Source organism: Cellulosimicrobium cellulans (assembly GCF_016921195.1).
In the GTDB taxonomy this organism is placed as follows: domain Bacteria; phylum Actinomycetota; class Actinomycetes; order Actinomycetales; family Cellulomonadaceae; genus Cellulosimicrobium; species Cellulosimicrobium cellulans_F.
Map to the genome: position 1 here is coordinate 227,197 of NZ_JAFGYF010000001.1, position 20,169 is coordinate 247,365.

At 76.5% G+C, this 20,169-nt stretch carries 20 protein-coding genes; 16 read left to right on the forward strand and 4 right to left on the reverse strand.

All coding sequences use genetic code 11. The features are described from left to right. Positions 1–87 precede the first annotated feature (87 nt). Positions 88–714: a superoxide dismutase gene (locus JN535_RS00890; protein ID WP_115942715.1), complete on the reverse strand. Its 627-nt coding sequence runs from the start codon at positions 712–714 to the stop codon at positions 88–90. 197 nt (positions 715–911) lie between these two features. Between JN535_RS00890 and arfB the strand changes: the two genes are divergently transcribed. Next, positions 912–1,349, forward strand: a complete 438-nt coding sequence (gene arfB / locus JN535_RS00895; RefSeq protein WP_205201121.1) for an alternative ribosome rescue aminoacyl-tRNA hydrolase ArfB — start codon at positions 912–914, stop codon at positions 1,347–1,349. Positions 1,350–1,385: 36 nt separating this feature from the next. Here arfB and JN535_RS00900 read toward each other — a convergent pair whose 3' ends face one another. Further along, on the reverse strand, positions 1,386–2,015 hold the full coding sequence (locus tag JN535_RS00900; RefSeq protein WP_205201123.1) for a putative glycolipid-binding domain-containing protein: 630 nt from the start codon (positions 2,013–2,015) through the stop codon (positions 1,386–1,388). A 62-nt stretch (positions 2,016–2,077) separates the two neighbouring features. On the opposite strand from JN535_RS00900, the gene JN535_RS00905 reads away from it, so the two are divergent. Continuing rightward, positions 2,078–2,497 carry a VOC family protein gene (locus tag JN535_RS00905; RefSeq protein WP_205201125.1) on the forward strand — a complete coding sequence of 140 codons (420 nt, stop codon included), beginning with the start codon at positions 2,078–2,080 and terminating at the stop codon, positions 2,495–2,497. On the opposite strand, the gene JN535_RS00910 is transcribed toward JN535_RS00905, so the two are convergent. Beyond that, entirely contained in the window at positions 2,494–3,096 is a 603-nt protein-coding gene (locus JN535_RS00910) for a helix-turn-helix transcriptional regulator (protein WP_205201127.1), read from the reverse strand. The two genes, JN535_RS00905 and JN535_RS00910, sit on opposite strands and share 4 nt — an antisense overlap. 232 nt (positions 3,097–3,328) lie before the next feature. On the opposite strand from JN535_RS00910, the gene JN535_RS00915 reads away from it, so the two are divergent. The 14 genes from JN535_RS00915 (at position 3,329) to JN535_RS00980 (ending at position 19,229) form a co-directional block, all read left to right on the forward strand. Further along, the gene (locus JN535_RS00915) at positions 3,329–5,155 is read left to right on the forward strand and encodes a fatty acyl-AMP ligase (RefSeq protein ID WP_205201129.1); all 1,827 of its coding nucleotides are present in this window, start codon (positions 3,329–3,331) and stop codon (positions 5,153–5,155) included. Continuing rightward, complete coding sequence (locus JN535_RS00920) at positions 5,152–5,418, forward strand: acyl carrier protein (protein ID WP_205201131.1); 267 nt, start codon at positions 5,152–5,154, stop codon at positions 5,416–5,418. Before JN535_RS00915 ends, JN535_RS00920 begins: the two co-directional genes overlap by 4 nt. Continuing rightward, positions 5,415–6,395 (forward strand): 3-oxoacyl-[acyl-carrier-protein] synthase III C-terminal domain-containing protein, encoded by a 981-nt coding sequence (locus JN535_RS00925; RefSeq protein WP_205201133.1) that lies wholly within the window; start codon positions 5,415–5,417, stop codon positions 6,393–6,395. Before JN535_RS00920 ends, JN535_RS00925 begins: the two co-directional genes overlap by 4 nt. After that, complete coding sequence (locus JN535_RS00930; protein ID WP_205201135.1) at positions 6,392–7,864, forward strand: preATP grasp domain-containing protein; 1,473 nt, start codon at positions 6,392–6,394, stop codon at positions 7,862–7,864. Before JN535_RS00925 ends, JN535_RS00930 begins: the two co-directional genes overlap by 4 nt. Beyond that, positions 7,861–9,180: a type III PLP-dependent enzyme gene (locus JN535_RS00935; protein ID WP_205201137.1), complete on the forward strand. Its 1,320-nt coding sequence runs from the start codon at positions 7,861–7,863 to the stop codon at positions 9,178–9,180. The genes JN535_RS00930 and JN535_RS00935 overlap by 4 nt, the downstream gene beginning before the upstream one ends. Before the next feature lie 72 nt (positions 9,181–9,252). Continuing rightward, the gene (locus JN535_RS20470; protein ID WP_205201139.1) at positions 9,253–9,549 is read left to right on the forward strand and encodes an acyl carrier protein; all 297 of its coding nucleotides are present in this window, start codon (positions 9,253–9,255) and stop codon (positions 9,547–9,549) included. A gap of 85 nt (positions 9,550–9,634) precedes the next feature. Next, entirely contained in the window at positions 9,635–10,507 is an 873-nt protein-coding gene (locus JN535_RS00945) for a hypothetical protein (protein WP_205201140.1), read from the forward strand. Beyond that, the gene (locus JN535_RS00950; RefSeq protein WP_205201142.1) at positions 10,504–11,316 is read left to right on the forward strand and encodes an acyl-CoA dehydrogenase family protein; all 813 of its coding nucleotides are present in this window, start codon (positions 10,504–10,506) and stop codon (positions 11,314–11,316) included. Before JN535_RS00945 ends, JN535_RS00950 begins: the two co-directional genes overlap by 4 nt. After that, on the forward strand, positions 11,313–12,470 hold the full coding sequence (locus tag JN535_RS00955) for an acyl-CoA dehydrogenase family protein (protein WP_205201143.1): 1,158 nt from the start codon (positions 11,313–11,315) through the stop codon (positions 12,468–12,470). Before JN535_RS00950 ends, JN535_RS00955 begins: the two co-directional genes overlap by 4 nt. Further along, positions 12,454–14,268, forward strand: a complete 1,815-nt coding sequence (locus tag JN535_RS00960; protein ID WP_205201145.1) for an MATE family efflux transporter — start codon at positions 12,454–12,456, stop codon at positions 14,266–14,268. Before JN535_RS00955 ends, JN535_RS00960 begins: the two co-directional genes overlap by 17 nt. Further along, positions 14,265–16,349 (forward strand): hypothetical protein, encoded by a 2,085-nt coding sequence (locus JN535_RS00965; RefSeq protein ID WP_205201147.1) that lies wholly within the window; start codon positions 14,265–14,267, stop codon positions 16,347–16,349. Before JN535_RS00960 ends, JN535_RS00965 begins: the two co-directional genes overlap by 4 nt. Further along, positions 16,346–17,131, forward strand: a complete 786-nt coding sequence (locus JN535_RS00970) for an HAD-IA family hydrolase (RefSeq protein ID WP_205201148.1) — start codon at positions 16,346–16,348, stop codon at positions 17,129–17,131. The genes JN535_RS00965 and JN535_RS00970 overlap by 4 nt, the downstream gene beginning before the upstream one ends. Then, positions 17,128–17,898, forward strand: coding sequence for a 4'-phosphopantetheinyl transferase family protein (locus tag JN535_RS00975; protein WP_205201149.1), 771 nt, complete (start codon positions 17,128–17,130; stop codon positions 17,896–17,898). Before JN535_RS00970 ends, JN535_RS00975 begins: the two co-directional genes overlap by 4 nt. Further along, positions 17,895–19,229 carry a condensation domain-containing protein gene (locus JN535_RS00980; RefSeq protein WP_205201151.1) on the forward strand — a complete coding sequence of 445 codons (1,335 nt, stop codon included), beginning with the start codon at positions 17,895–17,897 and terminating at the stop codon, positions 19,227–19,229. Before JN535_RS00975 ends, JN535_RS00980 begins: the two co-directional genes overlap by 4 nt. On the opposite strand, the gene JN535_RS00985 is transcribed toward JN535_RS00980, so the two are convergent. Continuing rightward, positions 19,216–20,019, reverse strand: coding sequence for a thioesterase family protein (locus tag JN535_RS00985; RefSeq protein WP_205201153.1), 804 nt, complete (start codon positions 20,017–20,019; stop codon positions 19,216–19,218). The genes JN535_RS00980 and JN535_RS00985 overlap by 14 nt on opposite strands. Positions 20,020–20,169 lie beyond the last annotated feature (150 nt).

Below are 20,169 nucleotides of genomic sequence, written 5' to 3' on the forward strand. Positions count from 1 at the left end.
AACGAGGTCGGTCCCGTCATCCGGTGGATGACGGGACCGACCTCGTCGTGGTGGGGGAGCAGGCTGGTGCTCGCCCGCGGGTCGTCGTCAGGCGGGGACGATGAGCCCGGCGGTCTGGGTCTTGGCGCGCTGGAGGCGGGCCTCGGCGTCGGACCAGTTGACGAGGTTCCACCAGGCGGTGACGTAGTCGGCGCGCACGTTCTGGTAGTCGAGGTAGTAGGCGTGCTCCCAGACGTCGAGCAGGACGATCGGGGTCAGGCCGAGGGTGAGGTTGCCCTGCTGGTCGTAGAGCTGGACGGTGACGAGCTTGGAGCCGATGGAGTCCCAGGCGAGGATGGCCCAGCCCGAGCCCTGGACGCCGGCGGCGACGGCGGCGAACTGCTTCTTGAAGGCGTCGAAGGAGCCGAAGTGCTCGTCGATCGCGGCGCCGATCTCGCCGGTGGGCTCGCCGCCGCCCTCGGGGGAGAGGTTGGTCCAGAAGGCGGAGTGGTTGACGTGGCCGCCGAGGTTGAACGCGAGGTTCTTCTCGTGCAGGTTGATCGCGGCGAAGTCACCGCTCTCGCGGGCCTCGGCGAGCTTCTCCAGGGCGGTGTTCGCGCCGGTGACGTAGGCCTGGTGGTGCTTGGAGTGGTGCAGCTCCATGATCCGCCCGGAGATGTGCGGCTCGAGCGCACCGTAGTCGTAGGACAGCTCGGGGAGAGTGTAGACAGGCATGGTTCCTCAGGTTCCTTCCGTCGGTATGCAGCCACGCTAGGACCTCGACCACGGTTGAGGTCAAGGTGGGCGCACTGTGATCTTGCAAGTCGGACGTGCGGTCCCGCTCGGTGAACGGTCCCGGGGGCGGCGCGACGACGGCCTGACGGGGCCGTCCGGGAATACCCGGCCGCGTCGTCGTCGGGCACGATGGACGGGTGCCCGACGACGCCCGCCCCGGCCTGCGCGTGACGACCACCCTGGTCGTCCCCGAGGCAGAGCTGTCGTGGCGGTTCTCGCGCTCGTCCGGGCCGGGCGGGCAGGGCGTCGACACGACGGACTCGCGCGTCGAGCTGTCGTGGGACGTCGCGCGATCGGCGGTGCTCACGGAGTCCCAGCGCGCACGCGTGCTGGACCGTCTGGGCCGGCGGGTCGTGGACGGTGTCGTCACGGTCGTGGCGTCCGAGCACCGGGAGCAGCGGCGCAACCGGGACGCTGCGCGGACGCGGCTCGCCGCCCTGCTGGCCGACGCCGTCGCCCCGCCCGGGCCGCCGCGTCGCGCGACCCGGCCGACGCGGGGGTCGGTCGAGCGGCGGATCGCCGCCAAGAAGCGGCGGACGGACGTCAAGCGCCTGCGTCGCCCACCGCAGGACTGACGTCAGCTCGACGCCGTGTTCGGCGGGGGTGCGGGGTCAGAGGCGGCGTGCCAGGTGCGGGTAGTCGACCACCAGGCCGTCGGCGTCGACCGTGAGGTCCGCGGTGAAGTCGCGCGTCGCGCTCGTGTACGTGACGACGCCCTGACCGGTCGCGGGGTCGAGCGGCTCGCGCGCGGCGTAGACCTGGTCGCTGCGCAGGACCGCCAGGGACGGCAGGTCGACCCAGGCCATGACCAGGCGCGTCTCGTCCGGCGGCGGGCGGTCGCCGAGAAGCCCGAGCCGCAGGATCGGCATCGTGTTGGTGACCGGGCACAGCGCGACGTCGCAGTCCAGCGCGTCGTCGAGCGAGGCCGGGTCGGCGATCCCCGGTGCGGCGAGGCCCGACGGCGGCGTCCCCGACTCGCGCACGTCGGCGCGCCACGCGCCGTCGGGCGTCCGGACCAGGTCGAGGTGGCGCGACCACCCGAGCCCGCGCACCGAGACGTCGAGGTGCTCGGTCACCCAGCCGGGACCGGTGCGCAGCGCCCACGCGGTCGCGTACGACGTCGCGCGCGACGTGCCCAGCGCCGCCAGCCGGTCGTCGCGCACGGCGACGGTCGCGGCCTCCAGGCGGTCCGGGTCGTCGTCCCAGCCGGTCCATGCGACGTGCCTCGTCGATGCGCTCACGCGGGCCAGTCTCGGGCGAAAAGGCGATGCCCGCGCGGCGGAGGCGTGACAAGGTCGCGCCCATGACCTCTCGTATCTCCCACACCACGTTCGACGCGCGCGACTCCTACGCGCAGTCCGTCTTCTGGGCCCAGGTCCTCGGGTACACCGACGTGCCCGGCGACCCCAACCTCCCCGGTCACGAGGAGTGCATGATCATCCCGCCCGCCGACGCGACGACGCCTGCCGAGAGCCGCGGCCACGTCCTGTTCGTCGAGGTGCCCGACGACAAGGAGCTGAAGAACCGCGTCCACCTCGACCTGCGGCCCACCGACCGCACGCGCGAGGAGGAGGTCGAGCGCGTGCTCGCTCTCGGCGCGACGCAGGTCGCGGACCGGCGCACGCCCGACGGCGGTGGCTGGGTCGTGCTCGCCGACCCGGAGGGCAACGAGTTCTGCATCCTGCGCAGCGACGCGGAGCTCGCGGCGGCGGCCGCGCGTTAGCGGTCGGTCATCCGGATCCAGCCGCGCTGGGCGGCGCGGACGCCGGCCTCGAACCGGCTCGTCGCGCCGAGCCGCCCCATGAGCCCGGCGGCGTGACGCCGGACGGTCCGCGGCGAGACCCCGAGTCGCGCGGCGACCGCGGTGTCGGTCTTGCCCTCGGCGAGGAGCCGCAGCAGCGTGTCCTCGCTCGGGGCGAGCGCGTCGTCGGCGGCCCGCGCCCGGTCCCACTCGGACTCGGCGAGGGCCCGCAGCGCGAGGACCGCGACCCGGTCGGTCACGGCGCGCGTGCGGTCCGGCCGCGCGACGAGGACGACCGTGTCGTCGAGGGCGACGAGCGACAGAGGCAGCGCCGGTGCCACGCGGTGGTCGACGGCGGGCGCCCCGGCACCGGGGGCCCCGTCGCGGGACGGCACAGGCGGCTCGAGTGCCACGACCCGCACCCGGGCGTCGGGCCGGGCCCTCTCGCGCACCCGGGCCCACAGGGGCTCCGCGTCCGGGCCGCCGTCGTCGAGCACGAGGACGTCGCGCGCACGGCGCAGCGCGACGGCCCGCGCCGAGCGCCTGGCGCCGAGGACCGGGTCTCGCTCCGACGACGTCACGCGGCGTGACTCTAGTCGAGCCCCCGTGCGGCGCTCGCCGGCCGTCCCGGCGGTCGGACCGATGTGACGAACGGGGAGGCCAACGGGCATTTGTCCGCTTCCGGACACGTCGGATTTGTTTACACCGCGGCCGACCGCTGCCAGGCTTCCCCCGGATCGCCGGGTCCGGCTTCGTGCTGCCCGGCATCCTCCGCGCCGGGACGGTCCCGGCGGCGGTGACGGAGGGGGCCACATGGGCGCGCAGCCCGACGACCTGACCCTCGTGGACCTCGTCCGCGAGCACGTGCGCGAGCGCCCGGACCACGCGGCGGTGGTCGTCGTGCCGGAGGTGGGCGAGCGGCGCACGCTCACGTACGCGGAGCTCGACGCGCAGGCGGCGGCGCTCGCGGCAGGTCTCGCGGACCGCCACGCACCGGGCGACCGGGCCCTGGTCCTCTACTCGGCGACCGCGTCGTTCGTCGTCGGGCTCCTGGCCTGCTTCTACGCGCGCCTGATCCCCGTCCCGTCCCCGCTCCCGGGCGGGCAGGCGTACCAGCGCGAGCGCGTGCGCGGCATGCTCGCCGACTGCGACGCGGCCGTCGTGCTCGTCGACCCGACCGCAGTGACCGAGACCGCGGAGTGGGCCCAGCCGCTGCGGCGCGCCGACGGCGGACGCGTCGTCGTGACCGTGGTCGACGGCACCACGGACGGCCCGGCCCGGCGCGGTCGACCGGGTCCGCAGGACGTCGCGTTCCTCCAGTACACCTCCGGGTCCACGAGCAACCCGAAGGGCGTCGTCGTGACGCACGCGAACGTCCTGCACCACCACGACGCCTTCTCGACGACCCTCGGCCTCGTCCCGGAGGACGTCTTCTGCAGCTGGCTGCCGGGGTACCACGACTTCGGGCTCGTCGGGATGCTCCTGGTCCCCCTCGGCCTCGGCGCGACGGCGGTGATCGTCCCCTCCACGGCGTTCCTCAAGCGACCCGTCCGCTGGCTCTCGGCGATCACCGAGACCGGGGCGACCGTCACGGCGTCGCCGAACTTCGGCTACGACCAGTGCGCGCGGCGCGTGCGCGACGACCAGCTCGCCGAGCTCGACCTGTCCCGCCTGCGCTGGGCCCTCGGTGGTGCCGAGCCGGTGGACCCCGCCGTCCTGGACGCCTTCACGCGCCGGTTCGAGCCCGTCGGATTCCGCGGGTCGGCCCACGGCCCCGGGTACGGCCTCGCGGAGGCGACGCTCACGGCCACGTACCCGGACCGCCGGCTCCCGCTCGTCATCACGGCGGACGAGGCGGCGCTCGCCGACGGCCGGCTGGTCGTCCTCGAGGAGGCGTCGTTCCTCACGGCGCTCCCGGACGCCGCGGCGCAGGGCCGGGGCAGCGTCCCGGGCGCGCGCCTCGTGTGCTGCGGCCTGCCGAGCGGGGTGGAGCTGCGCCTCGTGGACGACCAGGGCGCCGAGGTGCCCGACGGCGCGGTCGGGGAGGTCTGGCTGCGCGGCGGCACCGTCGCGGCCGGGTACTGGGGCGACGCCGCAGCGCACGCGACGGCCGAGACGTTCGGTGCCGTCGCGGCCGACGGCACGGGCCCGTGGCTGCGCACCGGCGACCTGGGGGCGCTGCACGGCGGCCAGCTCGTCGTGACGGGGCGGATCAAGGAGCTCCTCATCGTCGCGGGGCGCAACCTGTACCCCTACGACCTCGAACGCGAGCTGCGCCGTCTGCACCCGGGGGCCGAGGGCCGGCCGGGCGCGGTCTTCGAGGTGGAGGGCCTGCCGGGCACGTTGTGCGCGGTCCAGGAGTTCCGGCCCACGCCGGGGGCTCGCCTCGACGGCGCGAGCGCCGAGGAGGAGCTGGACGCGGTGGTGCGCCGGATGGCCGCGCACCTGGCCTCCGTCTCGGGCGCCGCGGTGCACGACGTCGTCCTCGTGCGCCCCGGCCAGGTGCCGCGGACCACGAGCGGCAAGATCCAGCGCGGCCGGGCGCGCGACCTGCACGGCCGGGGCGACCTCGCCGAGCTCCACTCCCTGCGCGCGTCCCGGGACGGCGCGCGCGCCGAGCTCGCAGGGACCCGCTCATGACCGCACCGCTGCCCGACGCGCTCGACGACCTCGTGCTCCGCCACGTCGCCGCCGCCCTGGGGGTCACGCCCGCGGACGTCGATCCTGCGGGCGACCTCGCCGGCCTCGGCCTCGGCTCGGTCCAGGTGCTGGCCCTGCTCGGGGACCTGGAGGACGCGCTCGGCGTCGACCTGGACCCGGAGGCCGTCGTCGACAACCCGACGCCCCGGGCGCTCGCGGCGCACCTGCGCAGCGTGGTCGACGTCCCCGGGACGGCGGCATGACGACCCTCGTCGACGTCGGCGCGCACGTCCCCGCGACGCGCGTGCCGATCCGCGACCTCGCGGACGAGCTAAGCCTCGACCACCTCGAGCTCGGCGTGTTCGAGCGCTTCTTCGGGCTGCGCGAGGTGTGCACGGCGCCGGACGCGAGCCTCAGCGACCTGCTCGTCGCCGCGGCGCGCGCCGTGCCCGGCCTCGCCGGCAACGAGCACCGCGTCCGGTACGTGCTGGGCGCGCGGACCATCGCGACCGTCGCCCCGGTCGGGGTCAACCCCCTGCACGACGCCGCGGACCGCCTCGGGCTCGACCACGCGGTCGTGTGGACCCTCACCCAGCACGCGTGCGCGTCCGCGCTGCTCGCCGTCGACGTCGCGGGGCGCCTGCTCGCGGCCGACGGCGATGCCGACGCGCTCGCGCTCGTCCTCACGGGGGAGAAGGCGTTCAGCCCCGGCTCTCGCCTCATCGAGGGCACGACGATCATGGGCGAGGGCACGGCGGCGGTCCTCGTCGCGGCGGGCGGGTCCGCCGACGACCCCGCCCCCGCGAGCGGGAGCACCGTGCTCTCCTACGCGACGCGCACCCTGGGCGAGTACCACCAGGTCCCGCTCCCGGAGGACCTCGCGGGGCCGTTCGGCGTCGCCTACACCGAGGTGCTCGCCGAGGTCGTGCTCGAGGCGGTCGAGCGCGCGGAGCTGACGCTCGACGACCTCGCCCTCGTCCTGCCGCACAACGTCAACCGCGTGTCGTGGCGGCGTCTGTGCTCGCGCCTCGGGCTGCCGATCGCGCGCGTCCGGCTCGACGACGTGCCCGTGACGGGCCACTGCTTCGGCGCCGACTCGTTCATCGGCTACGCCGCCGCACGCGCCGAGGGCCGGTTGCGCCCCGGCGACCCGTTCCTCATGGTGGCCGTCGGCCTCGGGGCCACGTTCTCCGCCATGGTCCTGCGCTACGCGCCCCACGAGACGGAGGAGCCCGCATGACGGTCGAGCAGGTGGCGGAGGCCGCCCCGGACGCCGCGTCGGGGGCCCGTCGCGAGCCGTTCCTCGCGCGGACCAGGCGCGCGCTCGCGGGCGCCCCCGACGCACCGCTGGTGCTCCTCGGGAACTTCGAGGTCGAGGACGCGTGGGCGGTCGGCGAGGTCGGCCTGCCCTCGGTCGGCGGCGCGTCGGCGACGGCCGCGCTCGTCAACCGCATGGACGAGCTCGCGCTGCTCCTCGCCGGCCCGGACGACCACGTCGTGCTCAAGGCCGAGCCCGACCCGGACCACCTCGCCCACCTGGACGCGCTCGGCGTCGGGCTCCCGACCGTGCACGTCGCGGAGTCGAGCGACCCGCTGCGCACCGTGACGCTCGACGCGCTCGACTCGCCCGCGCTGCTCGCGCGCCTGCGCGACCTGGGGGCGGACGGCGTGCGCCTCCTCGCGCACGGGACGTCGCCGGCCGAGGAGGACCTCGCGACAGCGACGGGCCTGCGCTCGCTGCTCCCCGACGCCGCGACGACCAAGGCCGTCAACAGCAAGGTCTACAGCCGCGGGCTGTGCGACGAGCTCGGGATCGAGCAGGCGCGCGGGTGGGCGTGCCGGACCGTCGAGGACTTCGAGCGCGCGTGCGCCGAGGCGGCGAGGCTCGTCGCGGACGGCGCGACCGTGGGCGTCAAGGACGCGTACGGCGTCTCCGGCAAGGGGATCCTCGTCGTGGACGACCCGCGACGGCTCGACCAGCTCGTGCGGATGGTCACGCGCCGGGCCGCGCGATCGGGCGACGATCGCCTCGCGGTCGTGGTCGAGGTCTGGGCGGACAAGGCGACCGACCTCAACTACCACTTCACCGTCGCGCAGGACGGCTCGGTCGCGTTCGACTTCGTCAAGGAGGCGATCACCGAGGGCGGGGTCCACAAGGGTCACCGCATCCCGTCGCGACTGCCCGCGGAGCAGGTCGAGGCGCTGGCCGAGCTGTCGGGCCGGCTCGGCGCGCGCCTCGCCGCCGACGGCTTCCACGGCCTCGTCGGGGTCGACGCGCTCGTGCGCACGGACGGCTCGCTGCTGCCGGTCCTGGAGATCAACGCGCGCAGCAACATGTCCACGTACACCGTGCCGTTGCAGGAGCGGTTCCAGCCGGAGGGCTGGGTCGCGCTCGCGCGGCAGTACCCGCTCGTGCTCGACGCCCCGCAGTCGTTCGCGGCGCTCCACGACGTCCTCGGCGACCTGCTCCCCGGCGCGGCCGGGGAGGCGGGGCTCGTCGTCCAGGGGACGGGCACGGTCAACGCGGGCGCGTCGTCCGCGTCGCCGGGCGACACGTTCGCGGGCCGGCTCCACGGCCTCCTCGTCGCGCCCGACGAGGACGCGCTCACCCGCCTCGACCGTGCCGTGACGGAGCGGCTGACGGAACGGCTCGCCCGGCGCACGGCAGCGCGGGCCGCCGCCACCCCGACCGAAGGAGACCCCCGATGACCACGACGCCGACCCGGCCGACGACGCCTGGGAGCGTGGACCTCGCCGCGGTCGCGGAGGAGTTCGGCACGCCCGTGTACGTCTACGACGGCGACGTGCTGGCCGCGAACTACCGCGCGCTGCGCGAGCGGCTGCACCCCGCGCTGGGGATCTTCTACTCGCTCAAGGCGAACCCCAACGTCAGCGTCTGCGGGCTGCTGCACTCGCTCGGTGCGAACGCCGAGGTCTCCTCGCTGACCGAGCTGCGCACGGCGCTCGCGGCGGGCGTCGCGCCCCAGGACATCCTCTTCCTCGGGCCGGGCAAGAGCCGGGAGGAGCTCGTCGCGTGCCTCAACTCCGGAGTGCGGGCGATCATCGTCGAGTCGCTGCCGGAGCTCACGCTGGTGGACGAGCTCGCGCGCGCGACCGGGCGTCCCGCGCGCGCCGTGCTGCGCGTCAACCCGTCGTTCTCCGTCAAGGGCTCCGGGCTGACGATGGGCGGCAAGCCGCGCCAGTTCGGCATCGACGAGCAGCAGCTCCTCGACGCGCCGGACCTGTGCGCCGGGCTGACGACGGCCCGCGTGGTCGGGGTCCAGGTGTACATGGGGACGCGCATCCTCGACGAGGGCACGATCGTCGAGAACACGACGCGCATCTTCGAGCTCGCGGAGCGCCTCGCGGAGCGACTCCGCTTCCCGCTCGAGCTCGTCGACGTCGGCGGCGGCCTGGGCGTCGCGTACTTCGAGCGCGAGCGTGACCTCGACGTCGAGGTCCTCACCGCGGCGCTCAACCCGGTGGTCGAGGCGTTCGTGCAACGGCACCCCGCGACGGACCTCGTCATGGAGCTCGGGCGCTACCTCGTGGCGCTGTGCGGCACGTACGTCGCGCGCGTGCGCTACGTCAAGGAGTCGATGGGCGAGCGGTTCGCCGTCGCCGACGGCGGCACGAACCACCACATGGCCGCGGTCGGCATCGGGTCGTTCGTCAAGCGCAACTTCCCGATGCGCAAGATCGGCCCCGCGTCCGGTGCCGAGGACGTGCCGTGGAACGTCACGGGCCCCCTCTGCACGCCCAACGACACGATCGGCAAGGGCGTCGCGCTCCCCGCGGACCTCGCGGCGGGCGACCTCGTCGCCGTCGACCGCTCCGGCGCGTACGGCGCGACGGCGTCGCCCGTGCACTTCCTCAGCCACGGCTACCCCGCGGAGGTGCTGACGCTCGGAGACGAGTCGTTCCTCGTCCGGCACGCGGACACGCCCGACGACCTCCTGTCCCGCCAGGTCTTCCACGACCTCGGCGCGCGCGTCGCCCCGGCCGAGGCCGTCGTCGCACCCTGACCCGCCCGGCCCGACCGACACCCAGCCGCCGCCCGCACCGCGGGCGCACGACACCCACCCGGAGGAACCATCGTGAGCATCGGCACCCCCACGAACACCGAGTCCCAGGAGGCCCTCGGCCGCGAGCGCGTCGTCGGCGCGGTCGTCGAGGCGCTGTCGAGCGTCCTCGGGCGCCCACTGCCCGACGTCACGGACGCGACCCGCCTGTTCGACGACCTCGACCTCGACTCCACGAGCGTCCTCGGCCTGCTCATGGCCCTCGAGGACTCGCTCGACATGGAGGTCGACCCGGAGTCGCTCGAGCAGCACCACCTCGAGAGCGTGGGCTCGCTGACGGACTTCGTCGTCGAGCACTCGACCCGGAACTGACGTGGCGCTCGGGGGCAGCACCGCGCGAGCTTCCACAGCGGCGTCCACGTCGGGGCCGGGAGGCGCCGCCCTGCGCGTGCGGGGCGTGGTCGACGTCCCGGTCGACGACCTCGTCCCCGTCGGGGACGGGACGCGTCGGTCGGTCGCCGAGGACCTGCGGTACGTGTACGGGGAGGACCAGCCGACCGACTGGCTGGAGACCGGCCCGGGCCGGGACTACCCGACGATGATCCGCGCGGCGCGCGCCGCGCTCGCGGAGGGCGGCCTGCTCGACGACGTGCGCCTCGTCGTCCTCGTCGTCACGACCCCCGACCTCCAGCACGAGCGCCTGCTCGGCGGGTTCGTCGCCGATCTGTTCGACGACCGTCCGTACACCTTCTGCGTGACGGAGCAGGGGCTCGCCGGACCGTTCACCGCGCTCCGGCTCGCGCGCGAGGAGCTCACGCACGGCGGCCCGCGGGGTGCCGGACTCGGGGGAGACGCCCTCGTCCTCGTCCTGGAGCAGTGCACGCTGCCCCCGACGGTGACGCGCGTCCCCACGCGCGACCGCGTCGTCGCGCTCGTCGTCGGGCACGACGGCGCAGGGCGGCCGGTCGAGGCGCTGTCGGTCGCGCGTGCACCTCGCGGTCCCCGTCCGGCCGCCGCGGCGCACGACGCCGCCCCGGAGCGGGAGCGCGAGGCGACGCCCGACGCCCGGCGCGTCGTCCTCGGCGTCGACGTCGACCCGGGCGAGGTGCCCGACCTCGACGGCGTCGTGCTGCACGCCGACCCGGGTGCGGCAGCGACGGGAGTCTGGGAGGTCCTCGCCGCGTGCGACGACGTCCCGGACGCGCCCGTCGTCCTGCACGAGCGGTGCCTCGAGCTGGGCTACCGCTGCACGCTCGCCCTCGGTCCGCGGTCCGTCGCGGTGGTCCCACCGCAGGTCGACGACCTGTCCCGAGAGGCGGTGCTCGCATGAGCACGGACGTCGTCGCCCCTGCCGCGGTCGATGACCTGCTGCCCGAGGAGGGCGGTGCAGCGGTCCGCGTGGACGGCCCCGCCGACCTCCGCGCCGTCGCGCGCGAGCGCGGCGCGGTCGCGGCCCTCACCGCGCTCGGCGACCTGCTGCCCGTCGCGGCGCTGCCGGGCGAGTGCGTCCTGCTGCCCGGCGACGTCCCGCCGCCGGGCGGGTGGGCGCGGGTCGGCGAGGTGGCGTCGGACGTCGGCACGCTGCTCGTATGGCGCGCACCCCGCGCCGCCGCGGCACCCGCCGCGCCCGCCGACGAGGCACCCGGACCTGCCGCACCCGCCGCCGACGAGGGCGTTGCGGCCCGCACGGCCGACACCGTCTGGCGCGTCGGGGTCGCGTGGGTCCGCACCGGGCTGTGCGAGCGGCTGACCGACCGGGCCGTGGAGCGGCTGCGTGGCCGGACGGTCGGCGGCACGGCGACGGTGAACCTGCCGCCCGTCCGCCTCGTCCTCGCGGACGCGGCGCTCGCCCACCTCGAGGCGCAGGCGTTCCTGGGCGGGGCCGCCTCGCGGGACGAGGACCCGGCCGCCGGGTCGCCGGATCGACGCCCCGTGGTCTCCGGGTCCTCGCTCGCGCGCGTCACGGCGGTCCTCGACCGCTCGTCGCGCGCCGTCCACAACCTGTTCGGCGCGTCGGGGTACGTCGACGGCGACGCCGCGCGGCTCGCGCGCACGATCGACCTGCTCGGCCACGCGAGCGGGACGCTGCCGGGCCGCGACACCGAGACACCCCACGGCCGGGAGGGGCGGGACGCATGACCACGGTCGACCTCGTCGCGCTGCGCGACCACCTGAGGCCCGTCGGCGCGGCGCTGCGCGAGCACGCCCTCGCGATCGACGCCGATCCCGCGGCGCTCCAGGTGCTCCTGGACTCCGGCGCCCTGCCGTACCGGCAGCTCGGCGGGTTCCCGCCGGGCTACCTCGACGACCCGCTGCGCGTGCGGGGCGTGCCGGTGCACGTGCGCACGTGCGCGGAGCGCGTCGTCGTCGCGGAGGCGCTCGCGTGGGGCGACGCGTCCGTCGTCGTCGGGGCGCCCGGGCCATCCATGTCCGGGGTCGTCGTCGACGACCTCGCGGACGAGGAGCAGCGCGACCGCTTCTACCGTCGCGTGGCGCAGCCGGGCACGTGGACGTTCTTCGGGCTCACCGAGCCCGACCACGGCTCGGACGCCGCGGCGCTCGAGACGGCCGTCGTCGAGGCCGACGGCGCTCCCGTGCTGCGGGGACACAAGAAGTACGTGGGCAACGTCGCGCGCGCGAGCCTCGGCGTCGTGTTCGCGCGGCACCGCCCGGGCCCACTGGGCGTGGGGGTCCATCTCGTCGACACCGAGCGGCCCGGCTTCGACGCCGCGCCGCTCGTGACGACCGGCATGCGCGCGGTGCAGCTCGGCGAGGTACGGCTGGACGACGTGCCGCTGCTGGACCAGGACACGCTCGGGCGGCACCTGTCGCCCTCGCGCCGCGGCCTGCTCGGGGCCGTGCGCACGTTCAACCGGTTGCGCCCGGTCGTGGCGTCGCTCGCCGTGGGTCTCACCCAGGCGGCGCTCGACTACGTGCGCGCCGAGCGGTCGTCGTTCACCGCCGACGAGCGCTGGCGCCTGGAGACCTTCGACGACCGGCTCCACGCCGCGCGGGCCCTCGTGCTCCAGGCCGCGCGCGCCGCCGACGCGGACCCGGCGGACGGGACGCTGCCGGCGGCGGCCAAGGCCACCGCGCTCGACCTCGCGGAGGAGGTCACGCACGCCGTGCCCCCGCTGCTCGGCCCCGGCGCGCGGTGGGAGCACCCGTACCTCGACAAGCTGGTCCGCGACGTGCCCGGCCTGGAGATGATGGAGGGCACGCGGACGGTCCAGCGGCTCACCCTCGCGCAGGGCTGGCTGCAGGGCAGGGCACGGCATGCCGAGCTCGTCTAGGGAGGCCGACGCGACCCCGGTCGCGACCGCCGCGTCGCGGCCGGAGGTCCTGCCGCCTGTGCCCCCGCCCGGCGTGGCGCCGACCGTCGGGGCCCTGCGCCGCCGCGTCGTGCGCCTCGCCGCCCCGATCTGCGCCGCGCTCGTCGTGGGGGCTCTCGCGCAGCTCGTCGTCGCGGCGCTGCTGGGGCACATGGGCGACGACGCGCTCTACGTCCGGTCGCTCTTCATCCCCGTGACGTTCCTCGTGCTCGCGGTCCAGGAGGGCCTCGACGTCTCGACGCAGGTCGGCTTCGCGCGCCTGCACGGGTCGCGGGGTCGGGCGGCGGAGGACGACGCCCCGGACCCCGCTCAGGCCGGCGCCGGGGACGGCGCGGGCGACGGCGGCGGCGCGGTCGTCGTCCCGACGTCGGCCACCGCGGCGCTGCTCGGGCGGTTCGTGGCCGCGGGCGCGGCCGTGCTCGGCGGGGTCGCCCTGCTGGTGGTCCTGGCCGCGCCGGCGCTCGCCGACGTGCTGTCCGTGCCCGCGCCGCTCGTCGCCGAGTTCGTCGCGTTCGCGCGCTGGACCGTGGTCGCGAGCGTGCTGTCCGTCCCGACGGCGGTCGCCGCCGCCGCGCTGCGGGGGTGGGCGCGCACGGGCGCGTCGGCGACCGTGGCGCTGCTCGTCGCGGGGCTCCAGGTGCTCGCCGTGTGGCTCGTCGGGCTCGTGGGCGGGTTCGGCGTGCTCGCGGTCCCGGTCGCGATCACGGGCTCCACGCTCGCGGGCGCGACCGTCGCCTGGGCGCTCCTCGTGCGCGCCCGCCTGCTCCCGAGGCCCGGGCACGTCCCGGGTCTGCGACGCCTGCTCGCGCTGCGCCACCGCCCCGTGCCGCGGCGGGTCGCCGCGGCGTGGCGACGGGCGCTCCGCGCGCTGCCCGCCGGGTCGTGGACGACGCCGACCCCGCCACCGCCTGCCACGACGACGCCGCCGTCGGCCGCGGCGCCGTCCGGCCCGACCCGTGACACGCGACCCGCCGAGTCGACCGCCCTGACCCCGTCGGCCGCGGAACCGTCGACGTCGGACGTGCCCCCCGCCCGTGCGACCGCCGAGCGGATCGACGTGCGGGTCGACGTGCGGGTCGACGTGCGCGGGCTGCTCCTCGGCGTCGGCCTGCCGGTCGGTCTGTCGTACCTCCTGCTCACCGTGACGAACCTCGTCATGGTGTGGGTCCTCGGGCCGTCGGGAACGGACGTCGTCGCGGGGTTCGGCGGCGCCGCGACGGTCCAGACGCTCGTGATCGTGCCGGCGATCGGGCTCGCCGCGGCGGTGAGCATCGTCATGAACCAGCAGTGGGGAGCGGGCGAGCTCGGACTCCTGCCGAGCACGCTGCGCGCGGGCACGGTCGTCGTCGCGGGCGTGTACGTGGTGGTGGGGGCGCTCGTCCTCCTGACCGCGCCGCTCGTCGCGGGGCAGCTCTCCGCGGACCCGGACATCGCTGTCCAGGCGACGCTCTACCTGCGCGTGGTCGGGCCGTCGTACGCGGGCGTCGGGCTCGTGCTCTTCCTCCTGACGCTGCTCGAGCAGCTCGGGTACGGGCGCGTCGCCGTGACGCTCAACGTCCTCTACCACGCCGTCTCGCTCGGCGTCGGCGGCGTCCTCGCGCGCGCGGGCGGCGGTCCCACCGCGCTGTACACGACGATCGCCGTGACGAACGTCGTCGGGCTCGTCGTCATGCTCCCCGTCGCGGTGCGCCTCGTCCGGCGGCGGGCGAGGGCTGCGAGGGTCGAGCCGGCCGGGTCCGCCGTGGAGGTCGCGCCGTGACCGCGCGGGGGACGACGCCGCCGGTCCCGGACGTGCCGGCCCGCACCACCCCGGTCCGCGCCACCCCGATCCCCACCGCCTCGGTCCGCGACGTGCCGGGAGCGGGCGTGGTCCCGCGTGCGGCGGCCGGTCCGTGCTCGGTCGCCTCGGAGCCGGTGCTCAGCGTCGTCGTCATGCACCACCCGGCGCGAGGCGACGTCTCCGAGCTGCTCCGCGCGTGCGCGCCGCTCGACGTGCGGGTCGTCGAGGACCCCGAGCCCGACGGCCCGCCCAGCCCGCTGCGCACCGCGAAGCGGGCCTGGGCCGCCGTCGCGCCGGGCGCGACGCACCACCTCGTGCTGCAGGACGACGTGACCCCGGTCCCGGGGTTCGCCGAGCTCGTCCTGCGCGCCGTGCGCGCCCGGGACCGGCACGCGGTCGCGCTCTACTCGAACTGGAACAGCCCGCGCAACGCCTACCTCGTGCGCGCCGCGGCGGTCGCGGGGCAGGCGTGGGCGCCGCTCGGGCACGACGAGTGGGTGCCCACGCTCGGCCTCGTCCTCCCCGCGGAGGGCGCGCTGCGCCTCGCCGCGCACCTCGCGGCCCTGCCCGACGACGAGCGCGACGACGACGAGGCCGTCGTGACGTTCTGCGCGCGCGAGGGATACCCCGTCGTCGCGACGCTGCCGCACCTGCTGGAGCACGGCGACGGCCCGAGCCTCGCGGGCAACGACGCGCACGGGGCCCGGCACGCGACCGTCCCCGCGGGCGACGCCGTCGACCCGGACGCGTGGGACCGCCCGGGCCTCGACCGCGAGCCGTCGCGCTCGCCGGCGACACCCCGGCCGGTCGCGGTCACGCTCGAACGCTCGCGCTGCTCGCTGCGCGTGCTCCGCCCGGGCGCGGGGGAGCCGCTCGAGCACCCGTTCGGCTGGGGCTGGGACGCGTGGTCGTGGTGGCTCGGCATCGACCCGGCGACGGTCGCGCACGACGTGTCGCTGCTCGTCGCGGGCGCCTCCCCGGAGCTCGGCCGCGTCTCGCGCGACGCGCTGATCGAGCTCGGCGCGGCGTGCTGGCTGCTCGGGTACGACGTCTCCCGCACGGACTGGCCTGGGCCCGTCGCCCCCGACGCCCCGGCGCACCGGGCCGCCGCGGTCCGGACGTGGGTGCTCTCCGGCCTCCTCCCCGCCGACCGACCCGAGGACCGTGTGGACGAACTGGTCGCGTTCGCCCTGGACGCACTGGACACCGGCGCCACGTCGACCGGCACCCCGCCGAACCCGGGGTTACGGCCGGGTTCGGCGCCGGATTCGCCCACAACCCCGGGTTCGGCAGCCGTCGTCGGGCCTCGGGCGAGCGACGGGGCGGCGGACACCGGTGTCGATCGTGCCGCGCTCGCCGCCGTACGGCGTCTCGCGGAGCGTGACGCCGCGGTCGTGTGCCGGGCGGCGGGTTCCGCGGTTCCGGTGCGGGTCGTCGTGCACGACTGCCCGGCGTGCGGCGCGCGCGCCGCGGACGCGGTGCGGCGGCTCGCCGCGCAGGTCGGGCTCGACGGGGCCGCCGAGCACCGGGTCGCGGGACCCGACGACGCCGAGCACCGGGTCGCGGGACCCGACGACGCCGCGGCCGGGGACGAGACGGCCTCACGCGCGTCCGACCGTCCCTCGGCACCCGACGCGTCCGCGGTGCCCGCGGTGCCTGAGGTGCGCGACCAGCACGGCGGCCGGGCCGTCGTCGAAATCCTGGCGTGCGAGCGCGTCGAGACACGCGGGCTCCTCGGCGTCGATCCCGGCGGTCGTTACGTCTCGCGCGGGCTGTGGGTGTCGCGCAGGACGGTCGCCGCACGACCCCGCGCGACGACGGGCGAGCCGCACCGGGCGGCGACGGACCCCGCCGACGCTCGGATCCTCACCACGGCGGACGTCCTGGTCGCGCTCGCCGACGCCGCACACGTGCTGCCGGTCGTCACGCGCGCGGACGTCGACGCGATCGGCCGACCGAGCCCGGCCGCGCTGGGCCTGCAGCACGCGGCCGGACCCGTGCAGCGGTACGCGGACCTCTACGCGGAGTCCCGGCTCGCGCACGCGGAGACGCTGCTGTGACCGCGACCCCGACCGGTCCGTCGGCGCGCACCGCGACCGGCGCGTGGGCGTGGCGCGGTGCAGCCCTGCTGCTCGACCTCGACGGGACGCTCGTCGACTCCTCGGCCGCGATCGAGCGGCACACGCTCACGTGGGCGGCGCGGCTCGGGCTCGACGGCGATGCGGTGGTCACGGCGTCGCACGGCCGCCGCGACGTCGAGGTGGTCCGCCTCGTCGCGCCGGGCGCCGACGTCGCGCGCGAGGTCGAGTGGCTGCACCGCATCTCGTGCGACGACACCGAGGGCGTCGTGGCCGTGCCGGGCGCGGCGGAGCTCCTGGACGGCCTGGACCCGCGGGCCTGGACGGTCGTGACGTCGGCGGCGCGCGAGGTCGCGCTCGCGCGGCTGACGGCGGCCGGCCTGCCGGTGCCGACGCGGTTCGTGTGCGCGGAGGACGTGGCGCGCGGCAAGCCCGACCCCGAGGGGTTCCTCGCGGGGGCGCGGCTGCTCGGGGTCGACCCGCGCCGCTGCCTCGTCCTGGAGGACTCCGCCGCCGGTGTCGCGGCGGGGCGGGGCGCGGCGGCGACCGTGCTCTCCGTCGGCGCCGCCGACGTCCCGGGTGCGCACCACGGGGTCGCGGACCTGCGACCCGTGGCCCCGCGCGCCGTCGACGGCGAGGTCGAGGTCGTCGTGCCGGCGCGCCACGCGGAGCGGTTCGACCGACCCTCCGAGCGTCCGTCCGAGCGCCCGTCCGCCGGGCCGTTCGAAGGACTCGGCGACGGCCTGCCGGAGTTCGTCGCATGAGCGCGGCCGATCCGGTGCCCGAGGTCGAGCTGTGGTTCGTCGACACGACCCCGCTGCTCGCCGACCAGGACGCGAGGGTCATGACGGGCCCTTCTCCGGTCGTGAGGTCGTGCACGACGCGGGGTGATGACGGGTTCGGCGCCGAGGTGCTGGGCGCGGTCGAGCGCGAGCGGGCCGGGCGCCTCGCCTCGCCCGCCGACGCCGGGCGGTACGTGCGCGCCCACGTCGCCGTCCGCGAGCTCCTCGCCGCGCGCACGGGGATGCGGCCTGCGGACGTGTGCTGGGAGGTGGGGCCGCACGGGAAGCCGGGTCCCGTCGTCGGGCAGCGGTGGAACCTCAGCCGCAGCGGCGACCACGCGCTCGTCGCGCTCGCCGAGACGGACGTGGGCGTCGACGTGCAGGTGCGCGACCCGCGCGTGGACGTCCGCCGCCTCGCCGCGCGGTTCCTCGCCACGGGGGACCCGCGGGTGGACTCGGACGGGAACCTGTGGCGGCGGTTCGCGCGGCTGGAGGCGTGCGCCAAGGCGGTCGGCGGGCGGCTGCTCGACGTGCTCGGGCTCGACGTCGGGGTCCCCGGGAGGGTCCGGGCTGAGGACGGCCCGTGGCACGGGCAGGAGTGGTGGGTGAGCGACGTGGCGGCCCCGGCGGGTGCCGTCGCGGCGTGCGCGACGCCGGGTCCGCGACGGCACGTGCACCGCACCCGGGTCTGGGGTGCGGAGCGGCCGGCTCTCGCCGTCGCGCGGGGCGGTGCGGGAGAAGAGCGATGAGGGTCGTGCACCGCCTCGAGGTCGGCGGGCGCGCGGGCGAGGCGCCCGCGACGTGGGGCCAGACGGCGATCCGGCGCGCGCTCGCCGCGCTGGAGCCCCTGGACCACCAGTTCAACCTCGTGTGGGGCGGGCCGCTCGACGCGCCCGTGCCGGCGGAGGCCGCGACCGCCGTCGTGCGCGCGCTCGTCGAGCGGCACGACTCGCTGCGGACGCGGATCCACCTGCGCGGCGACGGCTTCGTCCAGGAGCTGTGCGGCGCCGGGACGGTCGAGGTCGTCGAGGAGCGGGTCACCGACGTCGGCGAGGTCGCCGCGTGCGGCGCCCGGCTCCGCGACGAGCTCTGGGGCCGCGCGTTCGACTACGCGACAGAGCTGCCCGTGCGGGCCGGTCTCGTGACGGTGGACGGCGCGGTGCACCACACGACGCTCGTCGTCGCGCACACCGCGCTCGACGGCTGGGGGCTGCCCGTCCTCGACGCCGACCTCACGGCCCTCGCCGCGGGCACCGCGCTGCCCGACCGTGGGGCGTGGACGCCGCTCGAGGAGGCGGCCTGGCAGGCGTCGGACGAGGGACGACGGCACGACGCCGCCGCGCGCGCCCGCACCCTGCGCACTATGCACGCGGCCCCGGCGCAGGTGTTCACGCCGCGCCCGCCCGACGGCCCCGGCCGTCCGCGGTACCGGCAGACGGTCCTGCGCTCGCGGCGCCTGGGGCCCGCGGCCGAGCGGGTGGCCGCGCGCTGGCGCACGAGCACGTCGGGCGTGCTGCTCGCGGCATCGTGCCGTGCGCTCGCCCTCGCCGCGGGCCGTGACGACCTCGCGCTCCAGGTCATGGTGAGCAACCGCTTCCGCCGCGAGCTCGCCGAGGCCGTCGTCACGACGGCCATGGAGGGCCTGGTGCACGTGGACGGCCTGGGCGCGCCGTTCGACGAGGTGGGCACGCGGGTCTGGCGCGCGGCGATGACGGCGTACCGGTCGGCGTACTACGACAAGGACCGGCTCCAGGCGGAGGCCGCGGCCGACCCGTCGGCCGCCCACGACGGCACGTGCTGGTACAACGACCGTCGCGGGACCGGTCCCGACCGGACGCTGCGCGCCCGCCCCACGCGGTCGCGCCGGCTCGCGCGCGCCGACGCCTCCGACGAGCAGGGGGGCGTGACGCTCACGCTGCACCTCGTCGACGCTCCGGGCGGCGGCATCGACGTCGTCCTCACCGCCGACACGACGCGCCTGGACGACGCGACGGCGGAGCAGGTCGTGCGGGACGTCGAGCGCTGCGTGCTGGACGCGTCGCGCGCGGGGAGTCCTCGCGGGCCGGTCACGCGCCGGTAGGTGCCGCGCCCTCGCCCGGGACCCGAGAGCGGACGACGAGGGACTGGGCGAGCGTCCCGAACGGCCCGTCCTCGTCGTGCAGCGTCGCGTGCGTGACGCCTGTACCCGCGGCTCCGAAGACGACCGTCGTGTCGAGGCCGACCCAACCGCCGAGGGGCGCCCGGAAGAGGTGGGCGGTGAGGTCGACGTTGGGGAACGCGACCTCCCGCGGGTCCGCGCGGACGGCCATGCCGTTGGCGGCGTCGAGCAGGCCGGCAGTGCCCGCGAGCGCCCCGACCTCCTCGTCGGCCACGAGCGGGACGTCGGTGCGCACCCAGACCGTCGTGCGCCCCGGTGCGACCGCGGTGCGTCGGACCTCGATCGAGTCGATGAAGCCACCGGGCCAGACGTTCGCGGGGTCCCACGGCGGAGTCTGCTGCGGGCCGGGCACGGGGGCCGGCGCCCCGCCGGCGAGCTCGGCGGTGTCGCCCGTCCGCACGAGCCACGCCCGCAGGGAGACGGCGCAGCGGCCTGCGCACCAGAGCGTCGCCTCGACGAGCTCCACGCCGCGGCCGGGGCGGACGACGCAAACCCGCGTCTCCACGTCGCCGATCGCGAAGACGCCCCAGATGTCGTAGGCGAGGCGCGACACCGCGAGGTCGTCACGCCCACGGGCGACGCGGTCGGTCTCGACGACGTGCGCGAGCAGGCCGAGCGCGGGCGCGACGTGCTGCTCGTCCGTGCGCCACGCCCCGCCCACGTGCGGGGACGCGCGGAACGTCGTCGCGCCGGTACGGAAGAAGTACGCCATCGTGCTCCTCGATGTCGGGTGGACGCTCGGCCTCGACGAGCGCAGGACCCCACGAGTGTGCCCCGCGCGGCGGCGCCCGGTGCCCTGCGGGGCACCGGCACGTCCGACGGCGGCGCGGGCGTGGGTCCGATCCGTTCCGCTGACTTGAGA

Coding starts and splice junctions, on each gene's coding strand:
- JN535_RS00915 (WP_205201129.1), top strand. CDS start 3,329: ATGGGCGCGCAGCCCGACGACCTGACCCTCGTGGACCTCGTCCGCGAG.
- JN535_RS00930 (WP_205201135.1), top strand. CDS start 6,392: ATGACGGTCGAGCAGGTGGCGGAGGCCGCCCCGGACGCCGCGTCGGGG.
- JN535_RS00950 (WP_205201142.1), top strand. CDS start 10,504: ATGAGCACGGACGTCGTCGCCCCTGCCGCGGTCGATGACCTGCTGCCC.
- JN535_RS00925 (WP_205201133.1), top strand. CDS start 5,415: ATGACGACCCTCGTCGACGTCGGCGCGCACGTCCCCGCGACGCGCGTG.
- JN535_RS00985 (WP_205201153.1), bottom strand. CDS start 20,019: ATGGCGTACTTCTTCCGTACCGGCGCGACGACGTTCCGCGCGTCCCCG.
- JN535_RS00935 (WP_205201137.1), top strand. CDS start 7,861: ATGACCACGACGCCGACCCGGCCGACGACGCCTGGGAGCGTGGACCTC.
- JN535_RS00975 (WP_205201149.1), top strand. CDS start 17,128: ATGAGCGCGGCCGATCCGGTGCCCGAGGTCGAGCTGTGGTTCGTCGAC.
- JN535_RS00905 (WP_205201125.1), top strand. CDS start 2,078: ATGACCTCTCGTATCTCCCACACCACGTTCGACGCGCGCGACTCCTAC.
- JN535_RS00955 (WP_205201143.1), top strand. CDS start 11,313: ATGACCACGGTCGACCTCGTCGCGCTGCGCGACCACCTGAGGCCCGTC.
- JN535_RS00960 (WP_205201145.1), top strand. CDS start 12,454: ATGCCGAGCTCGTCTAGGGAGGCCGACGCGACCCCGGTCGCGACCGCC.
- JN535_RS00980 (WP_205201151.1), top strand. CDS start 17,895: ATGAGGGTCGTGCACCGCCTCGAGGTCGGCGGGCGCGCGGGCGAGGCG.
- JN535_RS00920 (WP_205201131.1), top strand. CDS start 5,152: ATGACCGCACCGCTGCCCGACGCGCTCGACGACCTCGTGCTCCGCCAC.
- JN535_RS00890 (WP_115942715.1), bottom strand. CDS start 714: ATGCCTGTCTACACTCTCCCCGAGCTGTCCTACGACTACGGTGCGCTC.